The organism is Paenibacillus sp. NPDC093718 (assembly GCF_050279985.1).
Classification (GTDB): domain Bacteria; phylum Bacillota; class Bacilli; order Paenibacillales; family Paenibacillaceae; genus Paenibacillus_AQ.
Genome location: NZ_JBNNUS010000011.1, coordinates 1 through 25,247, shown reverse-complemented (window position 1 = coordinate 25,247; position 25,247 = coordinate 1). Strand labels below are relative to the sequence as shown.

28 protein-coding genes and 11 tRNA genes are annotated in these 25,247 nt (G+C 49.2%); 6 read left to right on the top strand and 33 right to left on the bottom strand.

Annotated features, from left to right (window positions below; translation table 11 throughout):
• Window positions 1-76: 76 nt before the first annotated feature.
• Both ACQKPA_RS26660 and ACQKPA_RS26655 read right to left on the bottom strand, forming a co-directional pair.
• Window positions 77-481 carry an O-methyltransferase gene (locus ACQKPA_RS26660; RefSeq protein WP_427495485.1) on the bottom strand — a complete coding sequence of 135 codons (405 nt, stop codon included), beginning with the start codon at window positions 479-481 and terminating at the stop codon, window positions 77-79.
• A 287-nt stretch (window positions 482-768) separates the two neighbouring features.
• Window positions 769-2,562: a M3 family oligoendopeptidase gene (locus ACQKPA_RS26655; RefSeq protein WP_427495484.1), complete on the bottom strand. Its 1,794-nt coding sequence runs from the start codon at window positions 2,560-2,562 to the stop codon at window positions 769-771.
• A gap of 144 nt (window positions 2,563-2,706) precedes the next feature.
• On the opposite strand from ACQKPA_RS26655, the gene ACQKPA_RS26650 reads away from it, so the two are divergent.
• Window positions 2,707-2,886: a YycC family protein gene (locus ACQKPA_RS26650; RefSeq protein ID WP_427495483.1), complete on the top strand. Its 180-nt coding sequence runs from the start codon at window positions 2,707-2,709 to the stop codon at window positions 2,884-2,886.
• Entirely contained in the window at window positions 2,883-3,113 is a 231-nt protein-coding gene (locus ACQKPA_RS26645; protein ID WP_427495481.1) for a hypothetical protein, read from the top strand. The genes ACQKPA_RS26650 and ACQKPA_RS26645 overlap by 4 nt, the downstream gene beginning before the upstream one ends.
• A 66-nt stretch (window positions 3,114-3,179) precedes the next feature.
• Here ACQKPA_RS26645 and ACQKPA_RS26640 read toward each other — a convergent pair whose 3' ends face one another.
• Both ACQKPA_RS26640 and ACQKPA_RS26635 read right to left on the bottom strand, forming a co-directional pair.
• On the bottom strand, window positions 3,180-3,875 hold the full coding sequence (locus tag ACQKPA_RS26640) for a DUF2225 domain-containing protein (protein WP_427495480.1): 696 nt from the start codon (window positions 3,873-3,875) through the stop codon (window positions 3,180-3,182).
• 46 nt (window positions 3,876-3,921) lie between these two features.
• The gene (locus ACQKPA_RS26635; RefSeq protein WP_071222368.1) at window positions 3,922-4,299 is read right to left on the bottom strand and encodes a globin; all 378 of its coding nucleotides are present in this window, start codon (window positions 4,297-4,299) and stop codon (window positions 3,922-3,924) included.
• A 407-nt stretch (window positions 4,300-4,706) separates the two neighbouring features.
• On the opposite strand from ACQKPA_RS26635, the gene ylbJ reads away from it, so the two are divergent.
• On the top strand, window positions 4,707-5,936 hold the full coding sequence (gene ylbJ, locus ACQKPA_RS26630; protein ID WP_427495479.1) for a sporulation integral membrane protein YlbJ: 1,230 nt from the start codon (window positions 4,707-4,709) through the stop codon (window positions 5,934-5,936).
• 64 nt (window positions 5,937-6,000) lie between these two features.
• Window positions 6,001-6,804 carry an NAD kinase gene (locus ACQKPA_RS26625; RefSeq protein WP_009591431.1) on the top strand — a complete coding sequence of 268 codons (804 nt, stop codon included), beginning with the start codon at window positions 6,001-6,003 and terminating at the stop codon, window positions 6,802-6,804.
• 63 nt (window positions 6,805-6,867) lie between these two features.
• Here ACQKPA_RS26625 and ACQKPA_RS26620 read toward each other — a convergent pair whose 3' ends face one another.
• On the bottom strand, window positions 6,868-7,407 hold the full coding sequence (locus ACQKPA_RS26620; RefSeq protein WP_427495478.1) for a YutD-like domain-containing protein: 540 nt from the start codon (window positions 7,405-7,407) through the stop codon (window positions 6,868-6,870).
• Window positions 7,408-7,434: 27 nt separating this feature from the next.
• Window positions 7,435-8,328, bottom strand: a complete 894-nt coding sequence (gene lipA / locus ACQKPA_RS26615) for a lipoyl synthase (RefSeq protein ID WP_071222365.1) — start codon at window positions 8,326-8,328, stop codon at window positions 7,435-7,437.
• A 258-nt stretch (window positions 8,329-8,586) separates the two neighbouring features.
• Here lipA and ACQKPA_RS26610 point away from each other — a divergent pair, with 258 nt between their 5' ends.
• Window positions 8,587-9,633 carry a M23 family metallopeptidase gene (locus ACQKPA_RS26610; protein ID WP_427495657.1) on the top strand — a complete coding sequence of 349 codons (1,047 nt, stop codon included), beginning with the start codon at window positions 8,587-8,589 and terminating at the stop codon, window positions 9,631-9,633.
• 106 nt (window positions 9,634-9,739) lie between these two features.
• Here the strand turns inward: ACQKPA_RS26610 and yunB are convergent, their stop codons facing one another.
• The 6 genes from yunB to ACQKPA_RS26580 form a co-directional block, all read right to left on the bottom strand.
• Entirely contained in the window at window positions 9,740-10,714 is a 975-nt protein-coding gene (gene yunB, locus ACQKPA_RS26605) for a sporulation protein YunB (protein WP_427495476.1), read from the bottom strand.
• 108 nt (window positions 10,715-10,822) lie between these two features.
• The gene (locus ACQKPA_RS26600) at window positions 10,823-11,194 is read right to left on the bottom strand and encodes an ArsR/SmtB family transcription factor (RefSeq protein WP_427495475.1); all 372 of its coding nucleotides are present in this window, start codon (window positions 11,192-11,194) and stop codon (window positions 10,823-10,825) included.
• Between the two features lie 3 nt (window positions 11,195-11,197).
• On the bottom strand, window positions 11,198-11,623 hold the full coding sequence (locus ACQKPA_RS26595) for an SRPBCC family protein (protein ID WP_427495474.1): 426 nt from the start codon (window positions 11,621-11,623) through the stop codon (window positions 11,198-11,200).
• Between the two features lie 187 nt (window positions 11,624-11,810).
• Window positions 11,811-12,236: a DUF1801 domain-containing protein gene (locus ACQKPA_RS26590; protein WP_427495473.1), complete on the bottom strand. Its 426-nt coding sequence runs from the start codon at window positions 12,234-12,236 to the stop codon at window positions 11,811-11,813.
• Between the two features lie 229 nt (window positions 12,237-12,465).
• Window positions 12,466-13,263, bottom strand: coding sequence for a TrmH family RNA methyltransferase (locus ACQKPA_RS26585; RefSeq protein WP_427495472.1), 798 nt, complete (start codon window positions 13,261-13,263; stop codon window positions 12,466-12,468).
• A 74-nt stretch (window positions 13,264-13,337) separates the two neighbouring features.
• A complete protein-coding gene (locus ACQKPA_RS26580) occupies window positions 13,338-14,000 on the bottom strand; it encodes a potassium channel family protein (protein WP_427495471.1) in 663 nt (220 codons plus the stop codon).
• 140 nt (window positions 14,001-14,140) lie between these two features.
• Between ACQKPA_RS26580 and sspI the strand changes: the two genes are divergently transcribed.
• Complete coding sequence (sspI, locus tag ACQKPA_RS26575; RefSeq protein WP_071222357.1) at window positions 14,141-14,377, top strand: small acid-soluble spore protein SspI; 237 nt, start codon at window positions 14,141-14,143, stop codon at window positions 14,375-14,377.
• A gap of 85 nt (window positions 14,378-14,462) precedes the next feature.
• Here sspI and ACQKPA_RS26570 read toward each other — a convergent pair whose 3' ends face one another.
• The 21 genes from ACQKPA_RS26570 to ACQKPA_RS26470 all read right to left on the bottom strand — a co-directional run bounded on the left by ACQKPA_RS26570 (window position 14,463) and on the right by ACQKPA_RS26470 (window position 25,231).
• Window positions 14,463-16,043 carry a peptide chain release factor 3 gene (locus tag ACQKPA_RS26570; RefSeq protein WP_071222356.1) on the bottom strand — a complete coding sequence of 527 codons (1,581 nt, stop codon included), beginning with the start codon at window positions 16,041-16,043 and terminating at the stop codon, window positions 14,463-14,465.
• Window positions 16,044-16,164: 121 nt separating this feature from the next.
• Window positions 16,165-17,712: a glucose-6-phosphate dehydrogenase gene (gene zwf / locus ACQKPA_RS26565; RefSeq protein WP_427495470.1), complete on the bottom strand. Its 1,548-nt coding sequence runs from the start codon at window positions 17,710-17,712 to the stop codon at window positions 16,165-16,167.
• A gap of 137 nt (window positions 17,713-17,849) precedes the next feature.
• Entirely contained in the window at window positions 17,850-18,698 is an 849-nt protein-coding gene (locus tag ACQKPA_RS26560; protein ID WP_427495469.1) for a YwmB family TATA-box binding protein, read from the bottom strand.
• Between the two features lie 300 nt (window positions 18,699-18,998).
• Window positions 18,999-19,643 carry a response regulator gene (locus tag ACQKPA_RS26555; RefSeq protein ID WP_006212655.1) on the bottom strand — a complete coding sequence of 215 codons (645 nt, stop codon included), beginning with the start codon at window positions 19,641-19,643 and terminating at the stop codon, window positions 18,999-19,001.
• A complete protein-coding gene (locus tag ACQKPA_RS26550) occupies window positions 19,627-20,700 on the bottom strand; it encodes a histidine kinase (RefSeq protein ID WP_427495468.1) in 1,074 nt (357 codons plus the stop codon). Before ACQKPA_RS26550 ends, ACQKPA_RS26555 begins: the two co-directional genes overlap by 17 nt.
• A 41-nt stretch (window positions 20,701-20,741) precedes the next feature.
• Window positions 20,742-21,386, bottom strand: a complete 645-nt coding sequence (liaF, locus tag ACQKPA_RS26545) for a cell wall-active antibiotics response protein LiaF (protein WP_427495467.1) — start codon at window positions 21,384-21,386, stop codon at window positions 20,742-20,744.
• 169 nt (window positions 21,387-21,555) lie between these two features.
• Window positions 21,556-22,242 carry a PspA/IM30 family protein gene (locus ACQKPA_RS26540; RefSeq protein ID WP_071222351.1) on the bottom strand — a complete coding sequence of 229 codons (687 nt, stop codon included), beginning with the start codon at window positions 22,240-22,242 and terminating at the stop codon, window positions 21,556-21,558.
• A 1-nt stretch (window position 22,243) separates the two neighbouring features.
• On the bottom strand, window positions 22,244-22,723 hold the full coding sequence (locus tag ACQKPA_RS26535; RefSeq protein ID WP_427495466.1) for a PspC domain-containing protein: 480 nt from the start codon (window positions 22,721-22,723) through the stop codon (window positions 22,244-22,246).
• A 2-nt stretch (window positions 22,724-22,725) separates the two neighbouring features.
• Window positions 22,726-23,403, bottom strand: coding sequence for a PspA/IM30 family protein (locus ACQKPA_RS26530; RefSeq protein ID WP_071222349.1), 678 nt, complete (start codon window positions 23,401-23,403; stop codon window positions 22,726-22,728).
• A gap of 68 nt (window positions 23,404-23,471) precedes the next feature.
• Window positions 23,472-23,771 carry a LiaF transmembrane domain-containing protein gene (locus tag ACQKPA_RS26525; RefSeq protein WP_071222348.1) on the bottom strand — a complete coding sequence of 100 codons (300 nt, stop codon included), beginning with the start codon at window positions 23,769-23,771 and terminating at the stop codon, window positions 23,472-23,474.
• Window positions 23,772-24,201: 430 nt separating this feature from the next.
• Window positions 24,202-24,281: transfer RNA gene (locus ACQKPA_RS26520), tRNA-Leu, on the bottom strand.
• An 8-nt stretch (window positions 24,282-24,289) separates the two neighbouring features.
• Window positions 24,290-24,366 (bottom strand) — tRNA-Arg (locus tag ACQKPA_RS26515).
• A gap of 12 nt (window positions 24,367-24,378) precedes the next feature.
• Window positions 24,379-24,452 (bottom strand) — tRNA-Cys (locus ACQKPA_RS26510).
• Between the two features lie 11 nt (window positions 24,453-24,463).
• Window positions 24,464-24,538 (bottom strand) — tRNA-Gly (locus ACQKPA_RS26505).
• Window positions 24,539-24,553: 15 nt separating this feature from the next.
• Window positions 24,554-24,628: transfer RNA gene (locus ACQKPA_RS26500), tRNA-Gln, on the bottom strand.
• Between the two features lie 16 nt (window positions 24,629-24,644).
• Window positions 24,645-24,720: transfer RNA gene (locus ACQKPA_RS26495), tRNA-His, on the bottom strand.
• A 24-nt stretch (window positions 24,721-24,744) separates the two neighbouring features.
• Window positions 24,745-24,818: transfer RNA gene (locus tag ACQKPA_RS26490), tRNA-Trp, on the bottom strand.
• A gap of 6 nt (window positions 24,819-24,824) precedes the next feature.
• Window positions 24,825-24,909: transfer RNA gene (locus tag ACQKPA_RS26485), tRNA-Tyr, on the bottom strand.
• 4 nt (window positions 24,910-24,913) lie between these two features.
• Window positions 24,914-24,989 (bottom strand) — tRNA-Thr (locus ACQKPA_RS26480).
• Window positions 24,990-25,011: 22 nt separating this feature from the next.
• Window positions 25,012-25,087: transfer RNA gene (locus ACQKPA_RS26475), tRNA-Phe, on the bottom strand.
• A 67-nt stretch (window positions 25,088-25,154) separates the two neighbouring features.
• Window positions 25,155-25,231, bottom strand: a tRNA-Asp gene (locus ACQKPA_RS26470).
• Window positions 25,232-25,247: the final 16 nt, after the last annotated feature.

Below are 25,247 nucleotides of genomic sequence, written 5' to 3'. Positions count from 1 at the left end.
CAGCCGTAATTAGAAAGAGGCGATCTTCTCCCCAAAGATCGCCTCTTTCGTTATATGTTCTATATGATAAATGATTTCAGGATTCCGAAGCAGCTTCGGCATATGTATTACGAGGGTACCGAATCATCAAGGTTGCCATGTTATAGTTGGATTCAAGCACAGCGTCCACAACGACGATGCCTTGTCGTACCATAAATTCATAACTGATTTCGCCATGTGTCCAATGGCGTTTATGTTTCAGACTTTCAAGCGCCATTGAACGAAAAGAGAATTGTTGAGCCTCACTTAGCCCCTCCTCTAGCGGAGCTATGATCCCGTTACGCCCAGACAATGGATTATGCCGTATGCCAAATTTACCAATTACATTATTTCGTATTTGTACAAATACTGTCCCTGAACTTAGACCTGCCAACTCTTCTTCCAGCTCTTTAAACACGATGTCCAGCTGTCTAGCCAGTGATAATTGATCTAGTTTTACCATCCCTTCTCCCCTCCTTTATTAGTAAATCTTCCCTATTATTAGGGCTTATGACTCATTATAGGGTAAAGGAATCAATGTATCAACAATATTCAACACATTTGGGTATTTATTACTAAAATTGCACAAATAATTTAGTTTTTCACTCCTTTATTGCGTCAACTTTCTTTCTTTTACGACAAAAAAAGAAGCCCGATCGGGCTCCTCCATAGGTTGGAAAATGCATGTATTAAGAGGAAAATGTCCTCCAAGGAAATTCTTCATCTGTTTTTCCGATGAAAATCAACAAATCACGCCATATGCTCCGTCATTTGCAGGAATTGTCTTATATCGGATACGCAGGAATCTGCTGCACTTTGCCAGAAATCCCGCTGGGTCAGATCCACATTCAGGTGTTTCTTCGCCAGATCCTCCACCGACATCACGCCGGTGTCGCGAAGAAGGGCATCATATTTGTCCGCAAAGCTCGGACCTTCTTCCAATGCCCGAACATAGAGGCCCGTACTGAACATATAACCGAAGGTGTACGGGAAATTGTAGAACGGCGTTCCGGTAATATAGAAATGAAGCTTGGATGCCCAGAAATGCGGATGGTATGATGTCAGAGCATCACAATAGGCTTCCTTCTGCGCTTCCACCATCAATTCCGAAATTTCCTCGCTGCTGAGCAGACCGCTCTTCCGCTTGTCATAGAAGCGGGTTTCGAACAAGAAACGCGCATGAATATTCATAAAGAAAGCTACGCTGTTCTGAATTTTCTCTTCCAGCAGAGCCAGCTTTTCTTCTTCGCTGCCGGCTCCCTTCACCATCGCATCAAAAACAATCATTTCGGCAAAAGTAGATGCCGTCTCGGCAACATTCATCGCATACTTTTGGTTAAGCACCGGAATTCCCCCCATCAGATGCTGATGGTAGGCATGGCCGAGCTCGTGAGCCAGGGTCGAAACGTTCGAGGCCGTTCCGCCAAACGTCATGAAGATCCGGGTCTGGCCGCTTGCCGGGAAGGAGGTACAGAAACCGCCAGGTCGCTTGCCGGGACGATCCTCAACCTCAATCCAGCTCTTGTCAAACGCCATTTGCGAGAAATCCGCCAATCTCGGACTGAACTTGCGGAATTGCTCCACAATGTTAACAGCGGCATCGTCATATGAGATTTTGGTTGCGGAAGTACGCAGCGGGGCATCTACATCAGTCCAAGACAAACCTTCCAGACCAAGCAGCTTGGCTTTTCGGTTCAGGTATTCCACAAGCACCGACTTCGTGTCCTGAATGACCGCCCACATGGTATCCAGGGTCTCACGGCTCATCCGGCCAATCGCAAGCGGCTCCTTCAAGACATCCTCCCAGCCGCGGTTCTCATAAAGCTTCAGGCGGTAGCCGGATAGATGGTTCAGGGTATCCGCACAGTAATCAGCGGAGTCTCCCCATGCCTTCTCCCACTTTTCAAACATGGATTGACGCACTTCCCGGCGAGGATCATGCATTTTATTGAATGCCTGTCCTGCGGACAACACGACCGTCTTACCGTCTTCCTCATACGGGATTTGGATTTTCTTAACGATGGTATCATAGAACTCTCCCCATCCATGGTAACCGTCTACGCCAAGCGATAGGGCCAGGCTCTCTAACTCGGGACTCATCTTCTCTTTAGCGAGATTACGGCTTTCGTTCAATACGAAATCAAGCTCGGACACCTTATCCTTACTGGTCCAAGCAGTCCAGAGTTCGTCATTCATACCACGGAGAACGTTATCGAATTGGTTCTTAACCGATTGCAGGGTCGCGGACAACGACGTTACCCGTCCGGATAATTGAACCGCCTTCTTGTCATTCACATTCTGGGCGGTCAGGCAACCCACGAATGCAGAGACTTCACGGATGCGGGCATAGGCACTCTGAAATTGTTCAAGGAAGCGTTCAAGGCTGGATGCGGCCTCCATGGTTTCCGGAACGGTCAATGCTTTAACGGCTTGCTGAAGATTATGTATATCCTGCTCAAGTGCCTCAAGAAAGCCCACGAGCTGCGGAGAGGAAGAGCCTCCTGGAAATATCGATTCCAAATCCCAAGTTTGTTGAAGTGCCATTGAACATTCATCACCTTTCGAGATAAAATTTGAATTCAAGCGGAATACCATTTGTGCGGACTTAGGGAAAAGTGTATAACTATATATAACTCAATTTATGTTATCACTGTTACAACCAATTTACTGCTGGAGGAGCTAGAAGCCATGAGACCTTTGCAAATATCACCGGAGACGGCGGTTACACTGTCCAAGCAGCTGGGCGTTCCGCTGGAACAGCTGATGCATATGCCTCAGCATATATTAATGCAGAAAATTGCCGAGCTTGCCAAGAATGAAGAAGCAACGAAAAAAGACGATGAGTCACCATCATCGGAGAACTCATGATTCCTTTTTCCAATACTTGGCCCTATGATGTCGTTGGAAACGACGTATATGTACACAGCTGCCCATTCTGCGGAACCGACAATGTATTGCTGCCAATGAAACCCAAAGAGCTGATAAGCGTAAGGGAAGGAAAAAAAAAGCTGCTGATCTTCCCCTGCTGCCACGACAAAGTAACCGTGCTGGACAGCGACATCGACTACTTGCTCACGGATCAGCGATTACGCTGATTTCGTGAGTTTAGCTATTCGTGTTAACAACAGCCTGCTGACTCACCCTTCAGCGGGCTATTTGCATTATGACTTTGCCTTGAGTGCCTCGTTCTTCTGCTCCCGTATCTGCTCGGATATCAGCTTCCATTGCTCTCTGGATGCGCGTATCATCGCGGCGTCCATAATCTTGTCATCCTGGACCACTCTGGAGAACCATTGAACCGCCTCCTGAAACTGTCCCAGCCTGCGGTGGATCTCTCCGATCAGGTACAGCAGCCTAGCATCATTCGCCCCTACCCCTTCCAGCTCGAACACTCGAACATAGGATTCCAGGCTATAACTCAAGAACCGCTTCTCTTGATCCTCGTTGCCCTGATACCGGTACAGCCAAGCGATATGATGCAGCAAGCTGGCCACAATGCGATCCCGCTCCCCGATGACTTGGGCGCAGAGGAGAGCCAGCTTGTACGACTCCAGGGCATCCTCCAGATTGCGCGAGCCGCCCATATCCCGCTTCTCCCAGCGGCATCCGACCTGCTCGTGAAAGAGCGCCTTCTGCCGTTCATTCAATTTCAGGGTCGAGTTTTCCGTTGAGGCAAAACCGCATTCAGGACAGATCCGCACCACGTAAAAATCGGGGTTCTCCGATTTATAATAAGCGCAAAAATCCGTATCTGTACGGTATGCCTTTTTAAAGCTGGGTCTCACCCTGGATGTTGCATATTCATGCTCACAGTGCGCGCAAACCACCTTGATGGAATACAAGGGTTCCAATTTCACGCCATTCGCCATCCCTTCATTCGTGTTTCAATACAGGTCTTTGGAACTAAGGAGTATTCACGAAATGGTGGGCGGGTCCGGACAGACGCTGCAGCACAAAATCACGTAATTCATCCTCCACGCCAATTTCGATTAGGGCTCCTGCCATGCAGCCAAGCCATTCTTCGGCATGGCGATCCGTAATCGGGAATTTCATGTGCCTGGCCCGCATCATCGGATGTCCGAATGCTTCCGAGAACAAGGCTGGCCCTCCAAAAAACTGGCTCAAGAACATATATTGCTTCTCCATCACCGGCATAATATCTTCCGGAAACAATGGCGAAAGCAGCTCATTTTGCTGCACTCTCGGATAAAAGGCTTCGACGAGCGAACGTACACCCTCGGCACCCCCGAGGTTATCATAGATGCTTAAGTTCGGATTCATATCCGCTAATCTCCCATCTGTTTTATGTTACGCTTTCGATTGGATGTACCTATCCATTATACCAAAAAACAACAAAAAAAGGCGCTAAGCAATGGTTAGCACCTTTTAGAACTTATTAATAACTGCGCCAGTCCTCTTCACTCTGGACGAGAGAAGCACGTATAACATAAACGAAGGCGCATACTAGGATACCTGCGACTATGCTCATGATCATCACTCCATCCAAACATAATACGAAAGATGTGCTTTGATGCTTTTTATTATAGCACAAGATCCCCGAAAATAAAGCATAATTGTAACCGCTTTCTCATGTTTTTTATACTGTTTGTCCTATATCCTGCATAGATTTTTAACAACGACCTATATTTCTATCATTCACATCGATGCCAGGGGGCGTATTCCTTATTATGACCATGAAAAAAATGGGCTGGCTCATGCTCGTGACGGCACTGCTCAGCGTAATTGTCCTAATGGCTTTATTTCCCGAAGCGGCGCTTCAATCCGCACTCCGTGGCCTGTCGATATGGTGGGACGTCCTGTTCCCTTCCCTGTTCCCGTTCTTTGTTATTTCAGAGGTGCTGCTGGGGTTTGGCGTGGTGCACCTGATTGGCACCCTCCTGGACCCTATGATGAGACCGTTATTTCGTATTCCGGGCGCAGGAGGATTCGTTGCAGCAATGGGATATGTTTCAGGATACCCGGTCGGCGCCAAATTAACCGCCAAGCTATGGGAACAAAAAATGGTAAACCGGGAGGAAGGTGAGCGGCTGGTTGCTTTCACCACCTCTTCTGACCCTATATTTCTAATTGGCGCCGTCTCCATCGGCTTCTTTCATGATCCCAAGATCGGCTTGATCCTTGCCTTGTCCCATTATGGCGGAGGTTTCCTTGTGGGCTTGATTATGAGATTTCATGGCAGGCATGAATCCAAAACAGCAACCGATTCACTCCGCCTGTCCCAGGCTAAGACAAGCAGGCTCAAGTCCGCCCTGCATGCCATGCATGCGGCGCGTGAGCAGGATGGCCGGGACCTCGGCACTTTGTTAAGACAAGCGATCCAATCATCGCTTCAGCTCATTATCGTCGTCGGCGGGCTTGTGGTTTTCTTCTCCGTGTTTCTTGAACTCTGGACCCGCGCCGGCGTTATGCCTGCGCTAACTGAAGTCATCAGTTTGATGTTATCTCTGGTTGGGATGCCTGAATCCTTATCCACTGCCATCGTAGGCGGATTGTTTGAGGTCACACTCGGTGCCCGATATGCCGGGGAAGCGGGGGCTGCAATTCCATTGCCATACAAAGCGGCCGCGGCTGCCTTTATATTGTCATGGGGCGGTTTGTCCGTTCATGCCCAGATCATTAGCATCCTCAACTCTACCAACCTCAGATATTTCCCTTTTGTCATTGCAAGACTGATTCATGGTGTGATTGCCGCGATCGCTGTATTGCTGCTGTGGAGAAGTGTCATGGGATCTTCGATACCGACCATGGCCCTTCCGGCTGTTTCGGATTCCGCCCTAAACGGGTATACCCATATTATGGCGGCTTTCTGCATCCTGCTCGGTTTCCTGATTGCGGTTGCTTTGTTTATTCAGATCATTCGAGGACTGCAGCAGAAAATCCGCAAATTCCCAAGGTGAACATTGTGTTCTTCTCCAAGATTGATTATCATCTTTATATAACCTTACAAAGGAGCTTATCAACTTGAGATATTATGTTCTGGACCGCGGTGACCCATTGTCTGTCGAGCTGACCCAGCAATTTCACAAGCTGGCGGAACAGCGGGGGTTTGTGCTGGATGCAGAATCTCCGGAGATTGTGGTCTCGATCGGCGGAGACGGTACGATGCTGCATGCTTTCCATACTTTTATAGACCGTATTCCTGACCTCGCTTTTGTCGGTGTCCACACGGGCCACTTGGGATTCTATGCTGATTGGAAGGCCGATGAACTGACAGAGCTAATTGATCATATGAGCGGAGAAGGCGAACACGGCAACGTGAAGCCGCGCCTCGTCAAGTACCCCCTGGTTCAACTGGAAATTCATAAGAAATCAGGAACGTCCTCTTACATTGCCTTAAACGAATTCACGCTTAAAGGTGTTGACGGTACCGTTGTCGCGCAGATTGACATCAACGACGTAACCTTTGAGATGTTCAGGGGAGACGGGATTTGCGTGTCCACGCCATCCGGCAGTACAGCTTATAACAAAAGTGTCGGCGGAGCGATGGTGCATCCTTCCATCGATGCTCTGCAGATCGCGGAAATCGCCTCGATTAACAATCGGATTTTCCGTACGCTGGGCTCACCGTTGCTCCTGCCTAAGCATCATCATTGTGATATATTCTCGCGTAAAGAACAGCGTTTGCTGCTTACTATCGATCATGTGAATATCTCGATTGACGACCTTGTATCCGTGCGCTGTCAAGTGGCGGAACAGCAGGTCAGTTTTGCACGCTATCGGCCGTTCCCGTTCTGGAATCGTGTCCGTGATGCATTTCTTGGCTAATATTCAGAAGAACGACTACCTAAAAAAAGAACGGCCACCAGTCTTACTGGTAACCGTTCTTTTTTATTGCGGCTGTTCAGCCGGAGGATTAGGCTCCTTGGAAGGCTTTGCTTCCTTCTCTTTGGATTCCTTAGGATCGCGCGGCTCGCGTCTGGATTCCTTCGCTTCGCGCCGCTCGCGTTGTTCCTTGTGCTCCTTGCCCGGTTTGGGACCCTCCTGCTGGGTTTCCTTGCTTTCCTTCGCTTCCCCCTCACCCTTGGTTTCCTTGGGGGATGCTTCACGTATCTCCACAGGCTCTTTGGAATTGGAATGCTCTTTGCTATCCTTCTGCTCCTTGGTTTTCTGAAGCACAAAGTGAGCACAACCAAAATTGCAGTATTCGTTAATGTAATCGGACATGCTGGAGAAGGTGGAATCCTTGGCAGCCTTAGGATGATTATCCCGATAGAAACCTTTAAGCCGAAGCTGATTGTAACCCCAGTCTCCCACGATGTAGTCATAACGGTCCAGCACCTCGCTGTACCGCTCCCGGAAAGCTTCCAGATTCCAGCCGTTTCGATGGTCCTTTAACACTTCATAACTTTTGTTTCCGATAACGATCATTGAAAGCTTCCCCGTCCTTTCCAAAGGTTAAGACTGCACGGTCTCTTCCTTGTTGCGTTCTGCAGATTTCACTTGCTCGTGTGCATGATAGGAGCTGCGCACCAGAGGACCGGACTCCACGTGGCTGAATCCGCGCTTCATTCCCTCTTCCTTCAAGATCGCAAACTCTTCCGGCGTATAGTATTTTTCTACATTCAGATGCTTTGGCGAAGGTTGCAAATATTGGCCGATCGTCATGATATCGCAACCTACCGAACGCAGGTCGTCCATCGCTTCCAGAATCTCATGCCATTGTTCGCCGACACCTAGCATTATGCTGGATTTGGTCGGAATATCAGGCTGCATCGCCTTGGCATTCTTCAGCAATTGCAAGGAACGGGTGTATTTGGCCTTGGCACGTACCCGATCCGACATTCGCTCGACCGTCTCAATGTTATGATTCAGAATGTCCGGCTTCACATCCATTACGATTTTAAGCGCTTCTTCGCTTCCCATAAAATCCGGAATCAGCACTTCCACCGAGCATAGCGGCAGACGTCTGCGAATGGCTTTTACCGTCTCAGCGAATATGTAGGCCCCGCCATCTTTCAGATCATCCCGTGCTACGCTTGTTACTACGCAGTGACGCAGGTTCATCTGTTCCGCCGCTTCCGCTACGCGTTCCGGCTCCTGAAGATCCAGTTCCGTTGGAAGACCCGTGTTGACAGCGCAGAATCGGCAGGCTCGGGTACAAATATCACCTAGGATCATGAAGGTTGCCGTACGGTTAGCCCAGCATTCATAAATATTCGGACAGCGAGCCTCTTCACACACCGTGTGCAGTGTCTTGGATCGCATCATGCTTTTGATTTCTTTATAATTATCGCCAGTAGTCAGCTTGATTCGAATCCAGTCAGGTTTTGGCTGTTTGGTTTTAGACAAAGAAAAAACCTTCTTTCGAATTTATTGATGTAACTCAAGACATACCCCATCGTTTGCTGTCCCATATTATATCATGAAAACCATCATATTACTTGTTTCGCATCGATATGAGATTGATCTAGTTGCGGCATGGATAAAAATCCTTGTTTCGATTCACCCTACAGTGTAGGCATGACTGTCCGTCCTTAATTATGACAATCCAAAAGGAAGGAGAAGGACACATTGAGGATTTTTCAACCATTGAGCGCAAGCGGCATTATGATTCGCTGCACTGCTGCAGCTGTGGCTGCCTTGACAGCTGCCTGCTGCATATGCGGGCCTGTGTCCGCATCCGCCTCTGTTGCGGTTAACACCGCTGACGATACGGTGAAAACAACGGATGCTAACGCCATTTTTGCAGACCGGAAGTCGTTATATGATGAGATTTCCACCGTTACCCAAATTCCTTGGTATCGCCTGGCTGCCATTGACCAGTATGAACGGACACTAACTAGAGTCCACCCCAAGGATCGCAAACATCCGGACCGGACGCTCGGAATCTTCATTCCCTCTACAAGATGGGCCGGGGCGTTAAATCCCAATCAGGAAGATGTAAACCCGACGTCGATCAGCGTGTTTTCCGGCATCGGGCTGGATGGGGATGGAGATGGCAAGGCAGATTCGAATAATGATATCGACCTGCTATATACCGTTGCGGCAAGGCTCGCCCCCTACGGTCATGCTGCCGATGACTTCAGCATCGGACTCTGGTCATACTACCAGAATACGCGGGCTGTTCAGCGCGTCATGCAATACGCCAAAATGTACGAGACCTTTGGTAAGCTGGACTTGTTTGACCATGCATTTCCTCTCCCGGTCAAAAGCAACTATTCCTACCGAAGCACATTTGGCATGGGACGCAACTGGGGAGGCAGAAGGGTTCACGAGGGAACGGATTTGTTTGCCTCATACGGAGTCCCCGTTCGAAGCACCTGTTACGGCGTTGTCGAAATCAAGGGCTGGAATAAATATGGCGGATGGCGCATCGGCATCCGTGATTTGAACAACCATTACCACTATTACGCCCATCTGCAAGGCTTTGACAAAGGAATCTCACTCGGGGATGTCGTTACGCCGGGTCAAACCCTTGGCTGGGTTGGGAGCTCCGGTTATGGCAAGCCGGGAACCCAAGGCAAGTTCCCTCCACACCTCCATTACGGCATCTACCGGGATACCGGATTGACCGAATGGGCATTCGATCCTTACCCGCTGCTGAAGCACTGGGAAATGGAAGAAAAACGCTCGAAGAAAAAAACGCGCTCCTGAGTTCAACCCAGGGGGCGCGTTTTCTCCGTTAAGGACATCCATAACAGCGAAGTGAATCATGGAACAGGCTTCCATATGCTGGCGCCAAATTAATTAATCAGCGCTCTTAGCCTCCAGTGTTGTTTTCCTCCGTTTGCCCGGATAAGTCTGCTCCGCCAGGTGAAGGTTCCAGAGGTGTCGTTGTTCCATCTGGAGGATTAGTCGGCGTTGTTACCTGCGGAGTTACAGGCGGGATTTCCTGCTCCGTATTATGGCTATTCTCATTGGTAACGGGCGGCGGTATCGCTATGCTCGGCGCGCTTGCCTTATTCTCGCCGACGGCTTTTCCTTGCCCGTCATAATAATACATCGGCACGTCGCCGACCACGAGCAGATAAGAGATGGGAATATCGGTTTCCACAATCTGCGGCTCCATGTCAAAAGGAACGACAACCGCTACCTCCGTTACAATGTGGACGAATACCTCCACCAAAATCATATTAATGCCCGCACCCTGCTGCCTGGTATCCAGTTGAACCTTCACCGCTCCCTGCGGTTCGATCTTTAAAGGAATTTGCGGACCGAATGAAGCGATAATCGGGCTTTTCAGCACCTGTCCCAAGGGAATTTGCTCCTTACGCTTATGGATATCGTCCAGTGTGCTCTGAACAACCTCCGTTGTATGGGACGTGATTTTTAAATGCTCGGCATAATTCAGCATGAATCCCGTCACTTTGCCCGAGCTGTCCGTTTTCCAGTTGACCAGATTATCGAAATCCTTGCCCTGCGTCACCTGAGAGGTGATGGCTTTATTGATGGCTTCAGTGGCAATCTGTTTAACCCTGATTTGGGCTAAATGCATGATCGGCGGCCGCAGATTCTGCTCAATATACATAAAAAACTCAACGATCCCAAACACAAGGAGCAGAGCGCCGATCAGCCACCATTTTTTCGTGCTTCGTCGTTTGGCAGCCTGAGGACGCCCTCGGCTCTGCGGTACGGGCCGAAAGCCTCTGCGCGGTGGTTTAAAAGCTCTCCTTGGTTTAGGCCACGACAGCGACGGAAAGGCCAAACGCCTGCTTCCCCATCTCTTTCGTCTCATGCTTGGTCCCCCCTATTTACGCCCCGAGGAGCATGTTTACCATGGCAAGCTCTCCTGTATAGAGGGTATGCGGACAAACGGCAAAAAAGAAGAGCAAGGATGGGATCCTCACTCTTCTTCCTTATGGATATTTAATTTCAAGAAAGACTGCGGATTGTCTTCTTGATCCTCCACATAATATTTCAGCATCGACAGTTTATTCTCCCAGAAGCGGTCGAAATAAGCCAGCCAATCCTTTAATTCCTTAAGCGGTTCGGCATCCAGCCGATAGCGCGTTTCACGTCCAACCTTGCGGTCCTGCACAAGGCCCGCTTCCCCCAGAATTCGGAGATGCTTGGAGACGGCAGTCCGCGTCATGGAGAAGTACCCTGTAATTTCTTTAACCGGCATTTCCTTATCACTTAACAAGCCAAGCAGCTTACGGCGTGTCGGATCTGCGATAGCTTGATAAACATCATGCTTCGGAGCAGCTTGCGACATGGATTAGGCCTCAACGTAGCCCGCAAGCTTCTGAACAATGCCTGCCCAGCCGTTGTCCATACGGCCCCGCACGATATCGTGTGCTTCCCCGAACTCGGTCACTTGATCCGCTGTCCATCCGCCGTGAATGAGCGTAAATTCCGTATGATCTCCCTGCTGTACCAGTTCGAACGTAACACTCCAATCCTTGCCCCAGTTAAAAGACAAACGGTTAGGCTCGTCAATAAGCGTGACCTTGCATGGTGAATTGCCGAAAGGGCCTGCATTCAATTGAAACTCAAAGCCTTCCACCGGCTCAAAATTGTTAGGCATAAACCAGGCTGAAGTCCCTTCAGCCGTTGCCACGGCTTTCCACACCTTCTCGATGGGCGCTTTCAGCACAAGCGTATGACGAATATCCGGCAGCTTGCCGTTTGATGGGTTGTCCATATCACATAAACCTCACTCATGTTTAATATTATGAAACCATTTGGTTTCCCTTAATCGATTATAGGACACCAAATGGTTTTACGTCAAATAGCAATATTCACCTGTACCAAATCATCACACCCTAGTCCTGCCTCCCTTAAAGCCTTGTAAACCAGGCACCTTGCCAGCTTCTCATGGCTTGAGCTCGCTAGGACTGAGCCGGGTAAGTCTTGTTCAAGAAGGCAATCGATTCGCGAATCAGCTGCTTTAGGACTTCCACATCAATGTCCGCCACTTTATTAATATACACGCAGCCTTTCCCGGCCGTATGTTTACCGAAACTCGTCAACAGCTCCTCCCGCTTCTCATCGCCCGGCGCAAAATACAGGCTGATCTTCGCCTTGCGCGGCGAGAAACCTACAAACGGCGCATCGCCTTCGTGCCCGGTAGCATAGCGGTAATGGTAGGAGCCGAAGCCGATGATGCTGGGTCCCCACATCTTGGCCGGAAAACCGCTCGTCTCCTCAAAAATCTCCAGCAAACGATAAGCATCCTCCCGTTTTTTCGGCGAATCCACTTGCTCTATAAACTCCACCACGCTGTGATCGGTTTCTTTGGTTTTTTGCTCGTACATTGGGGTTTAACTCCTTTCGAATCCTCCTGTTATTATTACCAGCCTTATCAAAAACAAGAAAAACGTCATCGACGTACTTGTCTAGAAAACAGACCGCATTTAGCCGAAGTTTTTCTTGCGATATAAGGAGTGAAGCTTCTAATGCTTACTTATATCTAAAACAAAAAAAGCCGGATATGATTAGCCATTGATTTCTAATCACTTCCAGCTTTGTCGAGCCGCTCCGTCTTTATTGACCTGCGTAATCTCTTTGCCGTAAAGCCTCGTACATCAGCACCGACGCTGCCATAGCCGCGTTCAACGATTCGGCTTTCCCCGGCATGGGGATACGGATCGCATCGTCCACGAGCTCCGCAACCTCAGGTGAGACACCGCGCCCTTCGCTTCCAATCACGATCCAGCTTGCCCCTTTGAAATCATAATCGAAGCAGGAATGTTTCCCTTCCAGCAGGGTTGTAACCAATCGTGCACCCCGTTCCCTGGCTTCGGGCAAAATGCTCAACAGATCGCCCTCCAGCACCGGTAGGTGAAACAGGGATCCCATGGTAGAGCGCAGCGTCTTGGGGTTGTACAAATCCGCGCAGCCCAGTCCCAGAACCACGCCAGCAGCCCCTACGGCATCTGCGCTTCGTATGATGGTACCTACATTCCCCGGGTCCTGAAGACCGTCCAGAACGATGACCAAACCGTTCTCGCGCAGGATCAGGTCCTGCCATTGACGTGCTTCTTTGCGGACCACGGCAAACACCTGCTGCGGTGACGGCGTATCGCTGACCTTCGAGATGACGGCATGGGATACGCCAATCCATTCAGCACCTTGTCCTGTATCCGATATATGACGAAGTTCCTGGGGAATGCCCTTCTCCACATCATACGCAACACACTCGATGTCCACTCCGGATGACAGGGCTTCCTGTACGAGATGAATGCCTTCCACCACATACTTGTTCTGCTTGTCTCGATGTTTTTTCTCCTGCAGCTGTGCCCAGCCCTTCACTCTGGCATTCTGCGGCGATAGTATCTCCATGGTTAATCCATCCGTTCTTTACTTATATATAACAACGAGCCCCACTCAACCCAGCATACCCGTAACGGACAGCTTTACTTCGAATAAGCAAGCTCCAGCTTCGTTAAGTCATTCTTATGCCCTACAATAACGAGAATATCGCCTTCCTCAATCCGGTCATCCGGACTTGGCGAAATGTTCATGTCCGCATCACTTCGAATCGCCATGACATTGCAGCCGAATCGTGCCCGAATATCCAGCTCTATCAGATTGTGACCGACCAGATCTCCTGTAGCAAGCATCTCCATAATGCTGTAGTCGTCCGACAAATCGATATAATCCAAAATATTCGGTGACACCAGATGATGGGCAACCCGCAGCCCCATATCCCGTTCAGGGAAAATCACCTTGTCCGCACCGATTTTGTTCAGCACTTTTCCGTGCAGCTCATTCTTCGCTTTCACGATAATGGCCGGTACGCCAAGATCCTTCAAGATCAGCGTAGTCAAAATGCTGGATTGAATATCCTCCCCGATTGCCACGACAACCACATCAAAATTCCGTATGCCCAGCGCCCGAAGCGCTTCTTCATCGGTCGAATCCGCCGATACGGCATGCGTGACCATACTCGCGATTTCCTGAATGCGCTGTTCGCTCGCGTCTACGGCTAATACATCAAATCCCATGCTGCTCAATTCCTTAGCAACACTCGTGCCAAAACGCCCCATACCGATTACTGCGTACTGCTTCTTAGCCATTTATATATCCCCCCACGAGCCTAGGTCATCCATAATCATAATGATAATAGTATATCATACTGTCCCGAATACTTGAATGTAACTGCCCTGGAACGGGCACATTACACAATGACCCTTTCATAACAAGGAGGAACATGTCCATGTCCATATTGTTAGATCTAAGGCAGGCCGTCATTCATAAAGTCCACAATCAGGACGAAGAAGAGCTGCGCTCCATGATCGAGGGTTCCGTTGACGGGCCTGAAGCTGCCCTGCCGGGACTCGGTGTAATGTTTGAAATGATGTGGAAAGACATGGATGCTACCCAGCAGAACAGCCTTGTCTCTTCCCTCCATGATCATCTGAAAACCGTTACGCCCGGCAACCTTCAAGGATAATCCCATGGTCAACAAAAAGGAACAATCCCCTACGCTGTGAAAGCTGGGGGATTGTTCCTTTTATATTGCATATTTATAACATTGCTTACGGAGCGGTCTCAAGAAACTGGGCGGTTGGATTCTTGTCGATGGCGGTTCTCATCGCATACTCATTTTCGAACAAGACAACATAGTTATCCTTCTTGTCTTTGACCAGCGTTGAGTTTATCCGGAACTTGGACGGATCAATATTGTCATCCACGATCCAGCGGGCGAACTGATACGGCATGCGTTGAAGCTGGACATCAACGCCGTATTCTCCCTTCATCCGGTACTCGAAGACTTCGAACTGGAGCTGTCCGACAACCCCGAGAATAGTCTCGTCAAAACTCACGGTGCGGAATACCTGAATGGTACCCTCTTCCGTCAGCTGATCAATCCCCTTCTGATATTGCTTATGCTTCAGCGCATTCTTCACCGTTACTTTCGCAAAAATTTCCGGTGAGAACGTTGGAAGCTCGTCGAATACAACTTCACGACCTTGACTGAGTGAGTCCCCAATCCGGAAAATGCCCGGGTCAAACAGACCGATAATATCACCAGGGTATGCCTCCTGCACAATATCTCGATCCTGCGCCAAAAACTGCTGCGGCTGCGCCAGCTTGATTTCCTTGCCTACTCGAACATGCTTCACGCTCATACCGCGTTCGAACTTGCCCGATACGATTCGCAGGAAAGCGATACGATCCCGGTGAGCCGGATTCATATTGGCTTGAATCTTAAATACGTATCCGGAGAACTTCTCATCGGTTGGTTCCACCACACCCTCCGTACTGCGGCGCGGCTCCGGTTTCGGCGCAAGCTGAAGAAAGTTCTCCAGGAAGGTCTGTACCCCGAAATTGTTGATCGCACTGCCGAAGAATACAGGCGTTAGCTGACCCTGCATAACTTTTTCCAGATCAAATTGGTCTCCGGCAACATCCAGCAGCTCGAGGTCTTGACATAACTGATCATGCAGGTAATCGCCTGCCATCTCGCGAATGATCGGATCCTCATAGCCTTCGACCTTCTGTACCTTAATCGTGGAATGGTCGTCGCCCTGGAACAATTCAACCTGATTTTTAACCCGGTCGTACACGCCGCACAGGTCACGCCCGGAGCCGATTGGCCAATTCATCGGTACGGAGCGGATGCCGAGAACCTGCTCAAGCTCCTCCATCAGATCAAACGGGCTGCGCCCTTCGCGGTCGAGTTTGTTGATAAAGGTAAAGATCGGAATGCCCCGCTTCGCACAAACCTGAAACAGCTTGATAGTCTGGGCCTCGACCCCTTTGGCTACGTCAATCAACATGACGGCGCTGTCAGCGGCGGTCAGTGTACGATAGGTATCCTCACTGAAGTCTTGGTGACCCGGCGTATCCAATATATTAATTCGATGCCCTAAATAATCAAATTGCATAACAGACGAGGTAACCGAGATTCCCCGCTGCTTCTCGATCTCCATCCAGTCACTCGTTGCATGCTTGCTCGCTTTACGAGCTTTAACCGATCCAGCCAGACGAATGGCGCCCCCAAACAAGAGCAGCTTCTCGGTCAGTGTTGTTTTACCGGCGTCAGGGTGGGAAATAATCGCAAACGTGCGGCGCTTATCCACTTCCTGCTGCAGTTCATCTATTTGCTTTGCCATTTCACTTATCCCTTCGTAACTAAAGTCATGTATATCATTGTACCACAATTTATACGCAAATCATCCCCATGCGCCATGCGCATGAGGATGATTTTTAACACGTAAATTTTAGAAAATGATCTTAGTTTTTCAACCACACCACATTATCCTCGAGCTGACCGTTTACCGGCCACCAGTGGAATCCGTCTTCCTTCAACAGCTCATCTGCCTTGGCAGGTCCCCACGAGCCAGCAGGATACGATTCCAGCTCGCCCTGGTTCTCTCTCCATGCGCTGGCAATACGGTCCACGAAGGACCATGCCGAAGCCACTTCGTCCCAGCGCGTAAAGTAGGTGGAGTCTCCACGAGCAGCGTCATGTAGCAGACGCTCATACGCTTCAGGAGAGTTAATGCCCACGATGCAGCTTTGGCAGAAGTCCATCGCTACAGGAGCGATCTCGGACTCGGATCCCGGCTTCTTCGCGTTAATCTTCACGTAAATGCCTTCCATCGGATTGACGCGGATAACAAGAAGGTTAGGCTCCAGGGAATGCTTTTGGCCCAAATATACATTGGTTGGCATCCGTTTAAACTCTACAACCACTTCGGTTGTCTTAACCGGAAGACGTTTGCCTGTGCGGATATAGAACGGTACCCCGGCCCAGCGGAAGTTATCCACGAATACTCTGGCCGCAAAATACGTTTCCGTATTGGATTCCGGATTAACCTTGTCCTCTTCACGGTAAGCCGGCAAATCTTTGCCACCGGCCGAACCGCTTGTATACTGACCGCGAACCACGTTGTTCTTCACTTCTTCATGCGTGGCATACGGACGCAAGGAGCGAAGCACCTTGACCTTCTCATCGCGGATATCCTCTGCGAGCAAACGGCTAGGCGGCTCCATCGCAATCATGGTCAGCAGCTGCAGCATATGGTTTTGGCCCATATCCCTTAGTGCCCCCGCATGGTCGTAATATCCCCCTCGCTCCTCAACTCCAACCGTTTCGCCAAGCGTAATTTGGATGTTGGCGATATGCTTGTTGTTCCAGAGCGGCTCGAAGAAAGCATTCGCAAAACGGATAACCTCGATGTTCTGCACCATTTCTTTACCGAGATAATGGTCGATCCGGTAGATCTCTTCTTCCTTAAACACTTTACGGATCTCTTCATTCAGCTTGGCAGCCGACTCCAGATCGTAACCGAAAGGCTTCTCGATCACAAGACGGTTCCATCCTTCTCCGTCAAGCATACCGCCCTTCATCAGGTTAAACGACACGCTGCCAAACAATTCCGGTGCAAGTGCCAGGTAGAACAATCGGTTGCCCGGTATATTAAATTTTGTTTCCAATTGCTCCGTTTGTTCGCGAAGCTCACGGAAACCGTCAATATTGTTGATATCTAAAGATTTATATTCAAAATGTTGTGCAAATGCATTCCATTCACTATCCTGTTCCGAACTATATCGGCAGAATTCCTGAATCGAACGATATACGTCCTCCCGGAACTCTTCCTGGGTGCGCGGACGCCGCGCCACGCCGATTACCGCAAAATCCTCATCCAGTTTTCCTTCACGATAAAGACTGTAGATCGCCGGAAACAACTTACGTCTTGCCAAATCACCAGTCGCTCCAAAGATGAAAAAAACAGCTCCCGGTGTCTTCATTGTATCTAGATTTTGATTTTCAGCCATGGCTCCTCATTCTTTCTATGAATTATAGTGTATTTTTATGCATCGGCACGTAACACGATGTGATGACATTTTAGCATATTCATATCAAGTATGCTATCTCATTCCGCATTTTTTCATCGGAGTTTCAGATATTATTTTCAGTATTCTATTGTAATGACAGGAAATCCGATCGTTATTCTACTGCTTTTCTTCACCGAATCTTCATGCACCGCGACCTGCATATGAATGGGCATGTCGCCGCTCTTCACAAAATTGCGCAGTGAAGGTGCCTCATAGGAACGGCTTAGCGTCTTGTCATCCGCATAATCCTCAACGGAATGAAGCGGGAGCTTTTGGGCTATGGCCTCTTCGACCTGAGCCATCGTCCCCTCAACACTTCCTGTCTTCGATGCATAACCTTGAATGGCTGCATTCCATGTATATGGTATGCCTGCTTGCTCCATCTGCTCTTGAATCTGCTGCTGGAGAACCATCATTTCCCGGGTCTGCACTGCCGCCTCTCCGACAAGCATGACTCTGATATAACTGTGGCCTTCCTTCGTAAGGGCCCAATCCAGATGAACGGATACGCCAGAGAGAACGCCCTCTGCTTGAAACACGTCATTTCCATGAAGCTCGGCTGCTGTAACCCCGGAAACCCCCATGGAACGAGCCAACTCTTCGGCTGCTGTCTTAGCTTGATCCTTGGGAATGGAATTTATCATTTCACCTTGAATTTTTACCGTGAGTATTGCCGAAGGCTCCATATGCTCTTGCCCAAGCGCCGCCAGAAGCGTTAGATCGCTTTCTGCTGCTTCCCCAGCTCTAGTTGTTCCATTGACATCTGTTTCTCCCGTTCCACCCGATGCTGAAGTTGACGCTTCTCCTGCATGCGGAGCGGATTCGTTTCGATAGCTGTCCGTTGTTCCCGCAAAACCCGCCATCATACCTGCTGCCCCGCACAGCAACAACATCATCACAATGATCTGTATACGCATCTTCCGCATGGTCAGTCACGCCTCCCCGTCCGAATCTATCAATCTAGTAAAAGGATGGCCTCGGCACCACGGATTTATACCTCGCTTTTTAAAAAGATTCTTCATCGGGCGGTATGCAGAGATTCCTTCTTCCCTGTCAATAAATAAAAAAGCTCCCGATTCGGGAGTCTTTAAGTCTGTCTCTCATTGTTTACATGGATATGTGTATAACTCACGCATCGCATCATGGATCTGCTTACCACGCTCAACTTCTCAGCATCTTGGATATGTTTATGTCACGACCATCGCATAAAAAAGAGCCGGCATTCCTTACTCAGCCAGCCCATTTTTATAAGCGTAGATGGCAGCCTGGGTTCGATCCTCTACCCCCAGCTTGCCTAAAATATTCGTTACATGAAACTTCACGGTTTTGATGCCTATAATCAAATCATCAGCAATATCCTGATTCGACTTGCCCTGCGCCACCAGTCGCAGCACTTCCATTTCCCGGTCCGTAAGGTCGTTATGCGCCGGAGCTTCATTTTGCGGATGCCGGAATCGATTCATCATCTTGGAGGCAACCTGCGACTCCAGCACCGACTGCCCGCGTGCGGCTGCACGTATAGCATCAGCTACTTCAGAAGCACGGGATGTCTTCAATAAATAACTGAACGCACCTGCTTCAATAACCGGATACATCTTCTCATCGTCCAGATAACTGGTCAGTACAATGACCTTAAGATTTGGAAACTGATTCATCAATTGGCGCGTCGTCTCGATTCCATCCATTCCGTCCATCACCAAATCCATCAGCACCACATCAGGATGATATTCCTGCGCTAAACGTATCCCTTCCTCGCCGCTGCCCGCTTCACCAACCACCTCGATGCCGTCCTCAGTACCAAGCACAGCCGCTAAACCGATCCGGACCATCTCATGATCATCCACCAGCAGCACTTTAATCGGCGTTTCCATCTACATCCCCCCGTTTGCGTTCATCATTTATGAGTGGCACAACGATCTCAATTCGAGTCCCTTTACCCGGTGCTGTTATGAATTGTACCGAGCCCCCGATCTCCGTCACCCGTTCCTGCATTGTCGATAGACCGTAGGAAGTCTGTTTCTTGTCATCCAATTCAAATCCGATCCCATCGTCCCGCAGCATCACCCGGACGGTGTTCTGCCTGCGGTGAATACGGATATCCATTTTCTCCGCTTTCGAGTGTCTGAGGGTGTTCGACATGGCCTCCTGGATAATCCGGAACAGATGATTTTCGATCCCTTTGAGCAAATGTATGTCATCGTCCATTTCAAACGTAATTTCCATAGGTACTTTGATTCGCAGTTCCTTAATCAGTTCACGCAGCCCCTGCTCAAGTGCCTTTCCTTCGAGATAAACCGGCCGCAGATGAAGAAGAAGCGCCCTCATCTCGGACTGGGCCACAGCCGACATTTCCTCGATCAGAGCCACCTGGCGCTGCGCTTTGTCAAAATCCTTATCCAGCGTCCTGCCCACAGCGGTTGCCGTCATCGAGATGGCAAACAGCTGCTGAGAAACCGCATCATGGAGCTCGCGCGCCAGACGCTGCCTCTCTTCCACAATCGCCGTAACCCTGGCCTGCTCGGCAAGCTGGGCATTGTTTGTAGATAACCGCTGCAAGGAAGACACCTGATCCTCCCAGCGTTTGCTGATCTTCACCAGCTGTTCTCCAAGCCGGCCCACTTCGTCTTCGCCGATGTCTGGCATGACGTCCGTAAGGCTGCCTTTTTCCCAGTTCACCAGCGTTTCCCTCACAAGATCGACCCGTCGTTTTACCCGGTATCCCTGGAAGAAGCCATAGATTGCACCCAGCCCAATCGGCAGCAATACGATGGTAATGCCGGCTTCGATCCGGTTCTTCCACGTCTCAAACGGTTGAAGATAACCATATGTATATAATAAATATAGGACAACGAGCATGACAACCAATCCCAGAAGGGTCCCCTCACGCATACTTCGGGTAATCATATTTGCTTTCTTTTCCGTTTCCACGGGGCAACCCTCCTGAATGGTTTACACAAAACTTACGTTTATTATGTCATTCTTATATTCAAATCTCCGCCTAAATAAGAAACAATAAATTTCACTTTATATTCACTGGTCTCATAATTGGGTGATTTATACCGCACGCGGTTTAATATGCCGGTTTCCTTCCGGTCGTCCATATGAATGGAGCCAAACAGGATGGATGCTTCGATCTCCACCCCATAATAGTCCGGGATCATCAGATCAATATCCCCCAGCATTCCATGGAACATCAGGACCGTTTGGCGTTCCTCCGGAAGGGCCAGGGACAGATCCACATCCGCCTCTCCCAGCACATGCCACACACTCAGACTGCGCATCACCCACGGAGCCCGGTCCCAATCAAAGTTGGACATAAAGTTCTGCTTCTGAATGTACTTCGTCGTGGTATGAGCTCGTTTGGACTTGCCATAAAAAATACCTAGCGATATCAAGCTGATGCCGATAATCAACATGAGATGCTCCAGCAGCAGCAGTACGGCACCTACACCGAGCAGAATGTATCCCTTCTTCACATGTCCATGTTTGATCTGAAGGACACCTGCAAACATAAGTAACAGGGCGACAATGGTGAAGAAACCAAACCATCGGCCGAAAAGCATAATAAAACCCAAGATGATTAAACCAACTGCTATCCAGCGGTTTCTGTCCATGTCGCACCTCCTTGATGACCAAGATATAAGCTCGGAAAAGCCATATCAGTGAGACGTTCCCCACTGTATGGCTTTGCCTGTACTATACGACAATCTCATTCGTATAGCATATCATATGAACATGGTGTTCGAATACGGTTTAATCTTATTTTGCTGACTTGCTAAGGAATTACTCGGACTTCGAAGAATTCCCCATTTTGTTTTTCAAAGCTTGCAGCTGCTCATCCACCTTCAATTGCTTCTCAGCGTCCACGGGGCTTGTGTATACTGCGTTGTTAGGACGGTATGGGGCGCGAAGCACATCAGCTTCTGCTTCCATTTGCATGATTTTTTCCTCCATGCGGTGGAAGCCCATCGAAGCACTGCCGCTTTCGATCGTGTGCAGGCTGCTCACTTGAGACATTTGCTTCTTCGCTTTAGCCATTTGAGCGCGGGCTACAAGCTCATTACGCTTGTTGCGCATTTTGTAGAACTCGTCTTTCATTTCATGCAGCTGAGCTACAAGCTCTTTTGCTTGAGTCTCGGATTGCAGGTGCAATTCCACGTACTCGGTTTCTTTTTGATCAAAATAGATTTTTTCTTCAAGCAGCTTGCGAGCCACTTCTTCTTGACCGTTTTTCAGAGCCAATTCAGCTTGAGCTTCACGTTGTGCCGCCATCTTCACTGCCTCATCGACACGCTGCTTCATGCGACGCTCGTTAGCCATTTGCTTCGCAACCGTTACCTCTGCTTCATGAATTTCTGCCTCCATGTCGCGCAGGTACTGGTTCAACATTACGATCGGATCCTCTACTTTATCCAGCAGTTCATTCACCGATGCTTTCGTCATATCCTTAATTCTTTTAAATACTCCCATGTTATTTATCTCCCTTCTCATAGTTCGAAAGTTTTTTCTTCAGTTCTTCGATTTCTTTTTGCATTGCTTTTCTCTCAATATCCTTCATCATCGCATCCAGGTCGGAATCCGCTGACGCGTTGTTTCTTGTGCCATTGGGACGGTCATATTTGGGACCAAAGCTACTATGCTCATTAGGATAGCCTTGACGTCCATAAGAATCGCTATAGCTGTTGTAGCCTGGTCCAGGGCCCGGATGATCGTTGTAACGGTATCCGCCGCCATGTCTGCCCTGTGGACCATACGGATCGTGATAATACGGCTCCTTAGGTACTACAAGGGATGCAATCAGATAGATCAACAGCGTTGTACCGCCTGTGAAAAAGATACTGACTACAAATATGATTCTAAGTAAGGTAGATTCGACTCCGAAATGATCGGATATACCGCCGATCAACCCTGTGAACATTTTGTCTCGGGTGGAACGGTACAATCTAGTCATGGTTACTCCTTTCCGCTGTTATTCAGCTTTTGCTTCAGGCGGGCAAGTTCTTTTTCTAATACAGTGGAGACCGATTCACCAGCCTGTTCCATGTATTCCTGCCCCATGCGGCGTAAATCGCGAAGACTTCTGGCTTCCAGTTCCCAGTCGCTGATACGGTCCTCAAGGCGATTGAACATCTTCGGTACGTCATGACCGCCGCCGTAGGAGCCCGTACGTTCATTCATTTTCTGCTGAAGACGAAGGGTTTCCACTCGGGCAACATAATATTGACGTTTGCTGTATACCGTCTGATATTCCATCCGCAGCTCGCCGAGCTGCTCCTCGATTTCTTTTAACGACTCCAGGCTTGAGGACAACAGGCCTTGATACTGCTCGATCTTTTCCTCATAGATCAGTTTCTCCTGCAATGCCAGCTTGGCAAGATGTTCTTCGCCAGCCTTCAGTGCAAGCAGTGCCTGCTCTTCGCGTTTATATCGCATGGATTCGGCTTGATCCACCTGCTGCTTCAGCTGTCTGGAATGTACTTGGCATTGCTGCTGCAGCTTCTCAGCCTCAGCAATGTCCTGTCTGGTTGAATGTAGGAACTGGTCGATCAATCGAACCGGATCCTGGCTCTGCTCGAGCTTTTCATTCAATGTTGCTACGGTTATGTCTCTTATCCGCCGGAAAACACTCATATTGGCTTAGCCCTCCTCATCTATCATGATCTGTTGTTCATGCGTGTTATTTAATGTAGTGGTTTTTATCAATAACGGGGTCTACCATTCTTCAATCGGGACAACCCGTAGATGATCAAGATAATTCCAAAGATCGGACCGATCAGCCAAGACAGTTTACCCATCAACCAGATCACACCGATACCGAGAATAACCCATCCCATCAAGGTGTTACCTCTCCGGATCCCGTAGTATCCCAAAGCGACCATCAGGATTGGAATTAGAAGACTGAACAACCATCCAAGCAGAGGACCGAATACTCCAAGGAGAACCAAGATCCCTACACCAATCAACAGGATACTCATTCCATTTCCTTTTGAATTTCTCATTTATACACCGCCTTTCTGTTGTTTGATCGTTGTTTCATTTGTTCAACCTTATGACTCTATTCTAGGTAATTTCGAGTTTCGCTAAAACGGCCTGGGGACGGTTTTTGAACCTAGACCTAAGGCGGGGCCTTCTACAGACCTACGTCCAACCCTGCACTGGATCGATTATACGATGGGTTAGCCTGTGTAGATGAGTCCGACTTGATAATCTTTGTTTTACCTAATAATGAGACGTGGTTTCTAATGATAGTTTAGTTTAAGGAGTGTAGCTCGAGGAAGCTCTGAAGGTGATAGAAAAGCCCCCTGTAAAGGTAACTGGAGAGGTGGCATGCAGAATGGAGTCTAATATTAAAATCACGAAGAAGCAATCGATGTAGATGCAACAAAAAAAGGAATGCAGACGTTTATCGTCTACATTCCTTTTGGATGATGCCGGTGAAGGGACTCGAACCCCCACGGTTTCCCTCACGATTTTGAGTCGCGCGCGTCTGCCAATTCCGCCACACCGGCTTACATTATGGCGTGCCCTAAGAGATTCGAACTCCTGACCTTTTGATTCGTAGTCAAACGCTCTATCCAGCTGAGCTAAGGGCACATAAGTTTGTAATGGAGGCGCCACCCAGATTCGAACTGGGGATAAAGCTTTTGCAGAGCTGTGCCTTACCACTTGGCTATGGCGCCAGAAATAAAAATGGAGCGGACGACGGGAATCGAACCCGCGACCCTCGCCTTGGCAAGGCGATGCTCTACCGCTGAGCCACGTCCGCAAACATAAAAATCAATGGCTGGGGATATAGGATTCGAACCTATGCATGACGGAGTCAAAGTCCGTTGCCTTACCGCTTGGCTAATCCCCAATATGATTTTGTAATATGGGGCGATCGAGGGGAATTGAACCCCCGAGTGCCGGAGCCACAATCCGGTGCGTTAACCACTTCGCCACGACCGCCATATTAAAACACTGAGATACGATTGGCAGGGGCAGCAGGAATTGAACCCACACTAACGGTTTTGGAGACCGCTGTTCTACCTTTAAACTATGCCCCTAAAAACTGGTGGAGGATGATGGATTCGAACCACCGAACTCGAAGAGAGCAGATTTACAGTCTGCCGTGTTTAGCCACTTCACTAATCCTCCAGAATGGTGCCGGCGAGAGGACTTGAACCCCCAACCTACTGATTACAAGTCAGTTGCTCTACCAATTGAGCTACACCGGCATATAAAGTTATAAAACGTACATGGTGGCTCGGGACGGAATCGAACCGCCGACACGAGGATTTTCAGTCCTCTGCTCTACCGACTGAGCTACCGAGCCTTAAAGCTCTTCGCGAACTTTGACGGAACCCATATCGGATACTCATCTCATCCCAAAGTTGTAATAATGGCGGAACTGACGGGATTCGAACCCGCGATCTCCTGCGTGACAGGCAGGCATGTTAGGCCTCTACACCACAGTTCCACGAGGCATTATCGCT

Coding starts and splice junctions, on each gene's coding strand:
- ACQKPA_RS26660 (WP_427495485.1), bottom strand. CDS start 481: ATGGTAAAACTAGATCAATTATCACTGGCTAGACAGCTGGACATCGTG.
- ACQKPA_RS26655 (WP_427495484.1), bottom strand. CDS start 2,562: ATGGCACTTCAACAAACTTGGGATTTGGAATCGATATTTCCAGGAGGC.
- ACQKPA_RS26650 (WP_427495483.1), top strand. CDS start 2,707: ATGAGACCTTTGCAAATATCACCGGAGACGGCGGTTACACTGTCCAAG.
- ACQKPA_RS26645 (WP_427495481.1), top strand. CDS start 2,883: ATGATTCCTTTTTCCAATACTTGGCCCTATGATGTCGTTGGAAACGAC.
- ACQKPA_RS26635 (WP_071222368.1), bottom strand. CDS start 4,299: ATGAATCCGAACTTAAGCATCTATGATAACCTCGGGGGTGCCGAGGGT.
- ylbJ (WP_427495479.1), top strand. CDS start 4,707: ATGACCATGAAAAAAATGGGCTGGCTCATGCTCGTGACGGCACTGCTC.
- ACQKPA_RS26620 (WP_427495478.1), bottom strand. CDS start 7,407: ATGATCGTTATCGGAAACAAAAGTTATGAAGTGTTAAAGGACCATCGA.
- ACQKPA_RS26610 (WP_427495657.1), top strand. CDS start 8,587: ATGATTCGCTGCACTGCTGCAGCTGTGGCTGCCTTGACAGCTGCCTGC.
- yunB (WP_427495476.1), bottom strand. CDS start 10,714: ATGAGACGAAAGAGATGGGGAAGCAGGCGTTTGGCCTTTCCGTCGCTG.
- ACQKPA_RS26600 (WP_427495475.1), bottom strand. CDS start 11,194: ATGTCGCAAGCTGCTCCGAAGCATGATGTTTATCAAGCTATCGCAGAT.
- ACQKPA_RS26595 (WP_427495474.1), bottom strand. CDS start 11,623: ATGGACAACCCATCAAACGGCAAGCTGCCGGATATTCGTCATACGCTT.
- ACQKPA_RS26590 (WP_427495473.1), bottom strand. CDS start 12,236: ATGTACGAGCAAAAAACCAAAGAAACCGATCACAGCGTGGTGGAGTTT.
- ACQKPA_RS26585 (WP_427495472.1), bottom strand. CDS start 13,263: ATGGAGATACTATCGCCGCAGAATGCCAGAGTGAAGGGCTGGGCACAG.
- ACQKPA_RS26580 (WP_427495471.1), bottom strand. CDS start 14,000: ATGGCTAAGAAGCAGTACGCAGTAATCGGTATGGGGCGTTTTGGCACG.
- sspI (WP_071222357.1), top strand. CDS start 14,141: ATGTCCATATTGTTAGATCTAAGGCAGGCCGTCATTCATAAAGTCCAC.
- ACQKPA_RS26570 (WP_071222356.1), bottom strand. CDS start 16,043: ATGGCAAAGCAAATAGATGAACTGCAGCAGGAAGTGGATAAGCGCCGC.
- zwf (WP_427495470.1), bottom strand. CDS start 17,712: ATGGCTGAAAATCAAAATCTAGATACAATGAAGACACCGGGAGCTGTT.
- ACQKPA_RS26560 (WP_427495469.1), bottom strand. CDS start 18,698: ATGCGGAAGATGCGTATACAGATCATTGTGATGATGTTGTTGCTGTGC.
- ACQKPA_RS26555 (WP_006212655.1), bottom strand. CDS start 19,643: ATGGAAACGCCGATTAAAGTGCTGCTGGTGGATGATCATGAGATGGTC.
- liaF (WP_427495467.1), bottom strand. CDS start 21,386: ATGGACAGAAACCGCTGGATAGCAGTTGGTTTAATCATCTTGGGTTTT.
- ACQKPA_RS26540 (WP_071222351.1), bottom strand. CDS start 22,242: ATGGGAGTATTTAAAAGAATTAAGGATATGACGAAAGCATCGGTGAAT.
- ACQKPA_RS26535 (WP_427495466.1), bottom strand. CDS start 22,723: ATGACTAGATTGTACCGTTCCACCCGAGACAAAATGTTCACAGGGTTG.
- ACQKPA_RS26530 (WP_071222349.1), bottom strand. CDS start 23,403: ATGAGTGTTTTCCGGCGGATAAGAGACATAACCGTAGCAACATTGAAT.
- ACQKPA_RS26525 (WP_071222348.1), bottom strand. CDS start 23,771: ATGAGAAATTCAAAAGGAAATGGAATGAGTATCCTGTTGATTGGTGTA.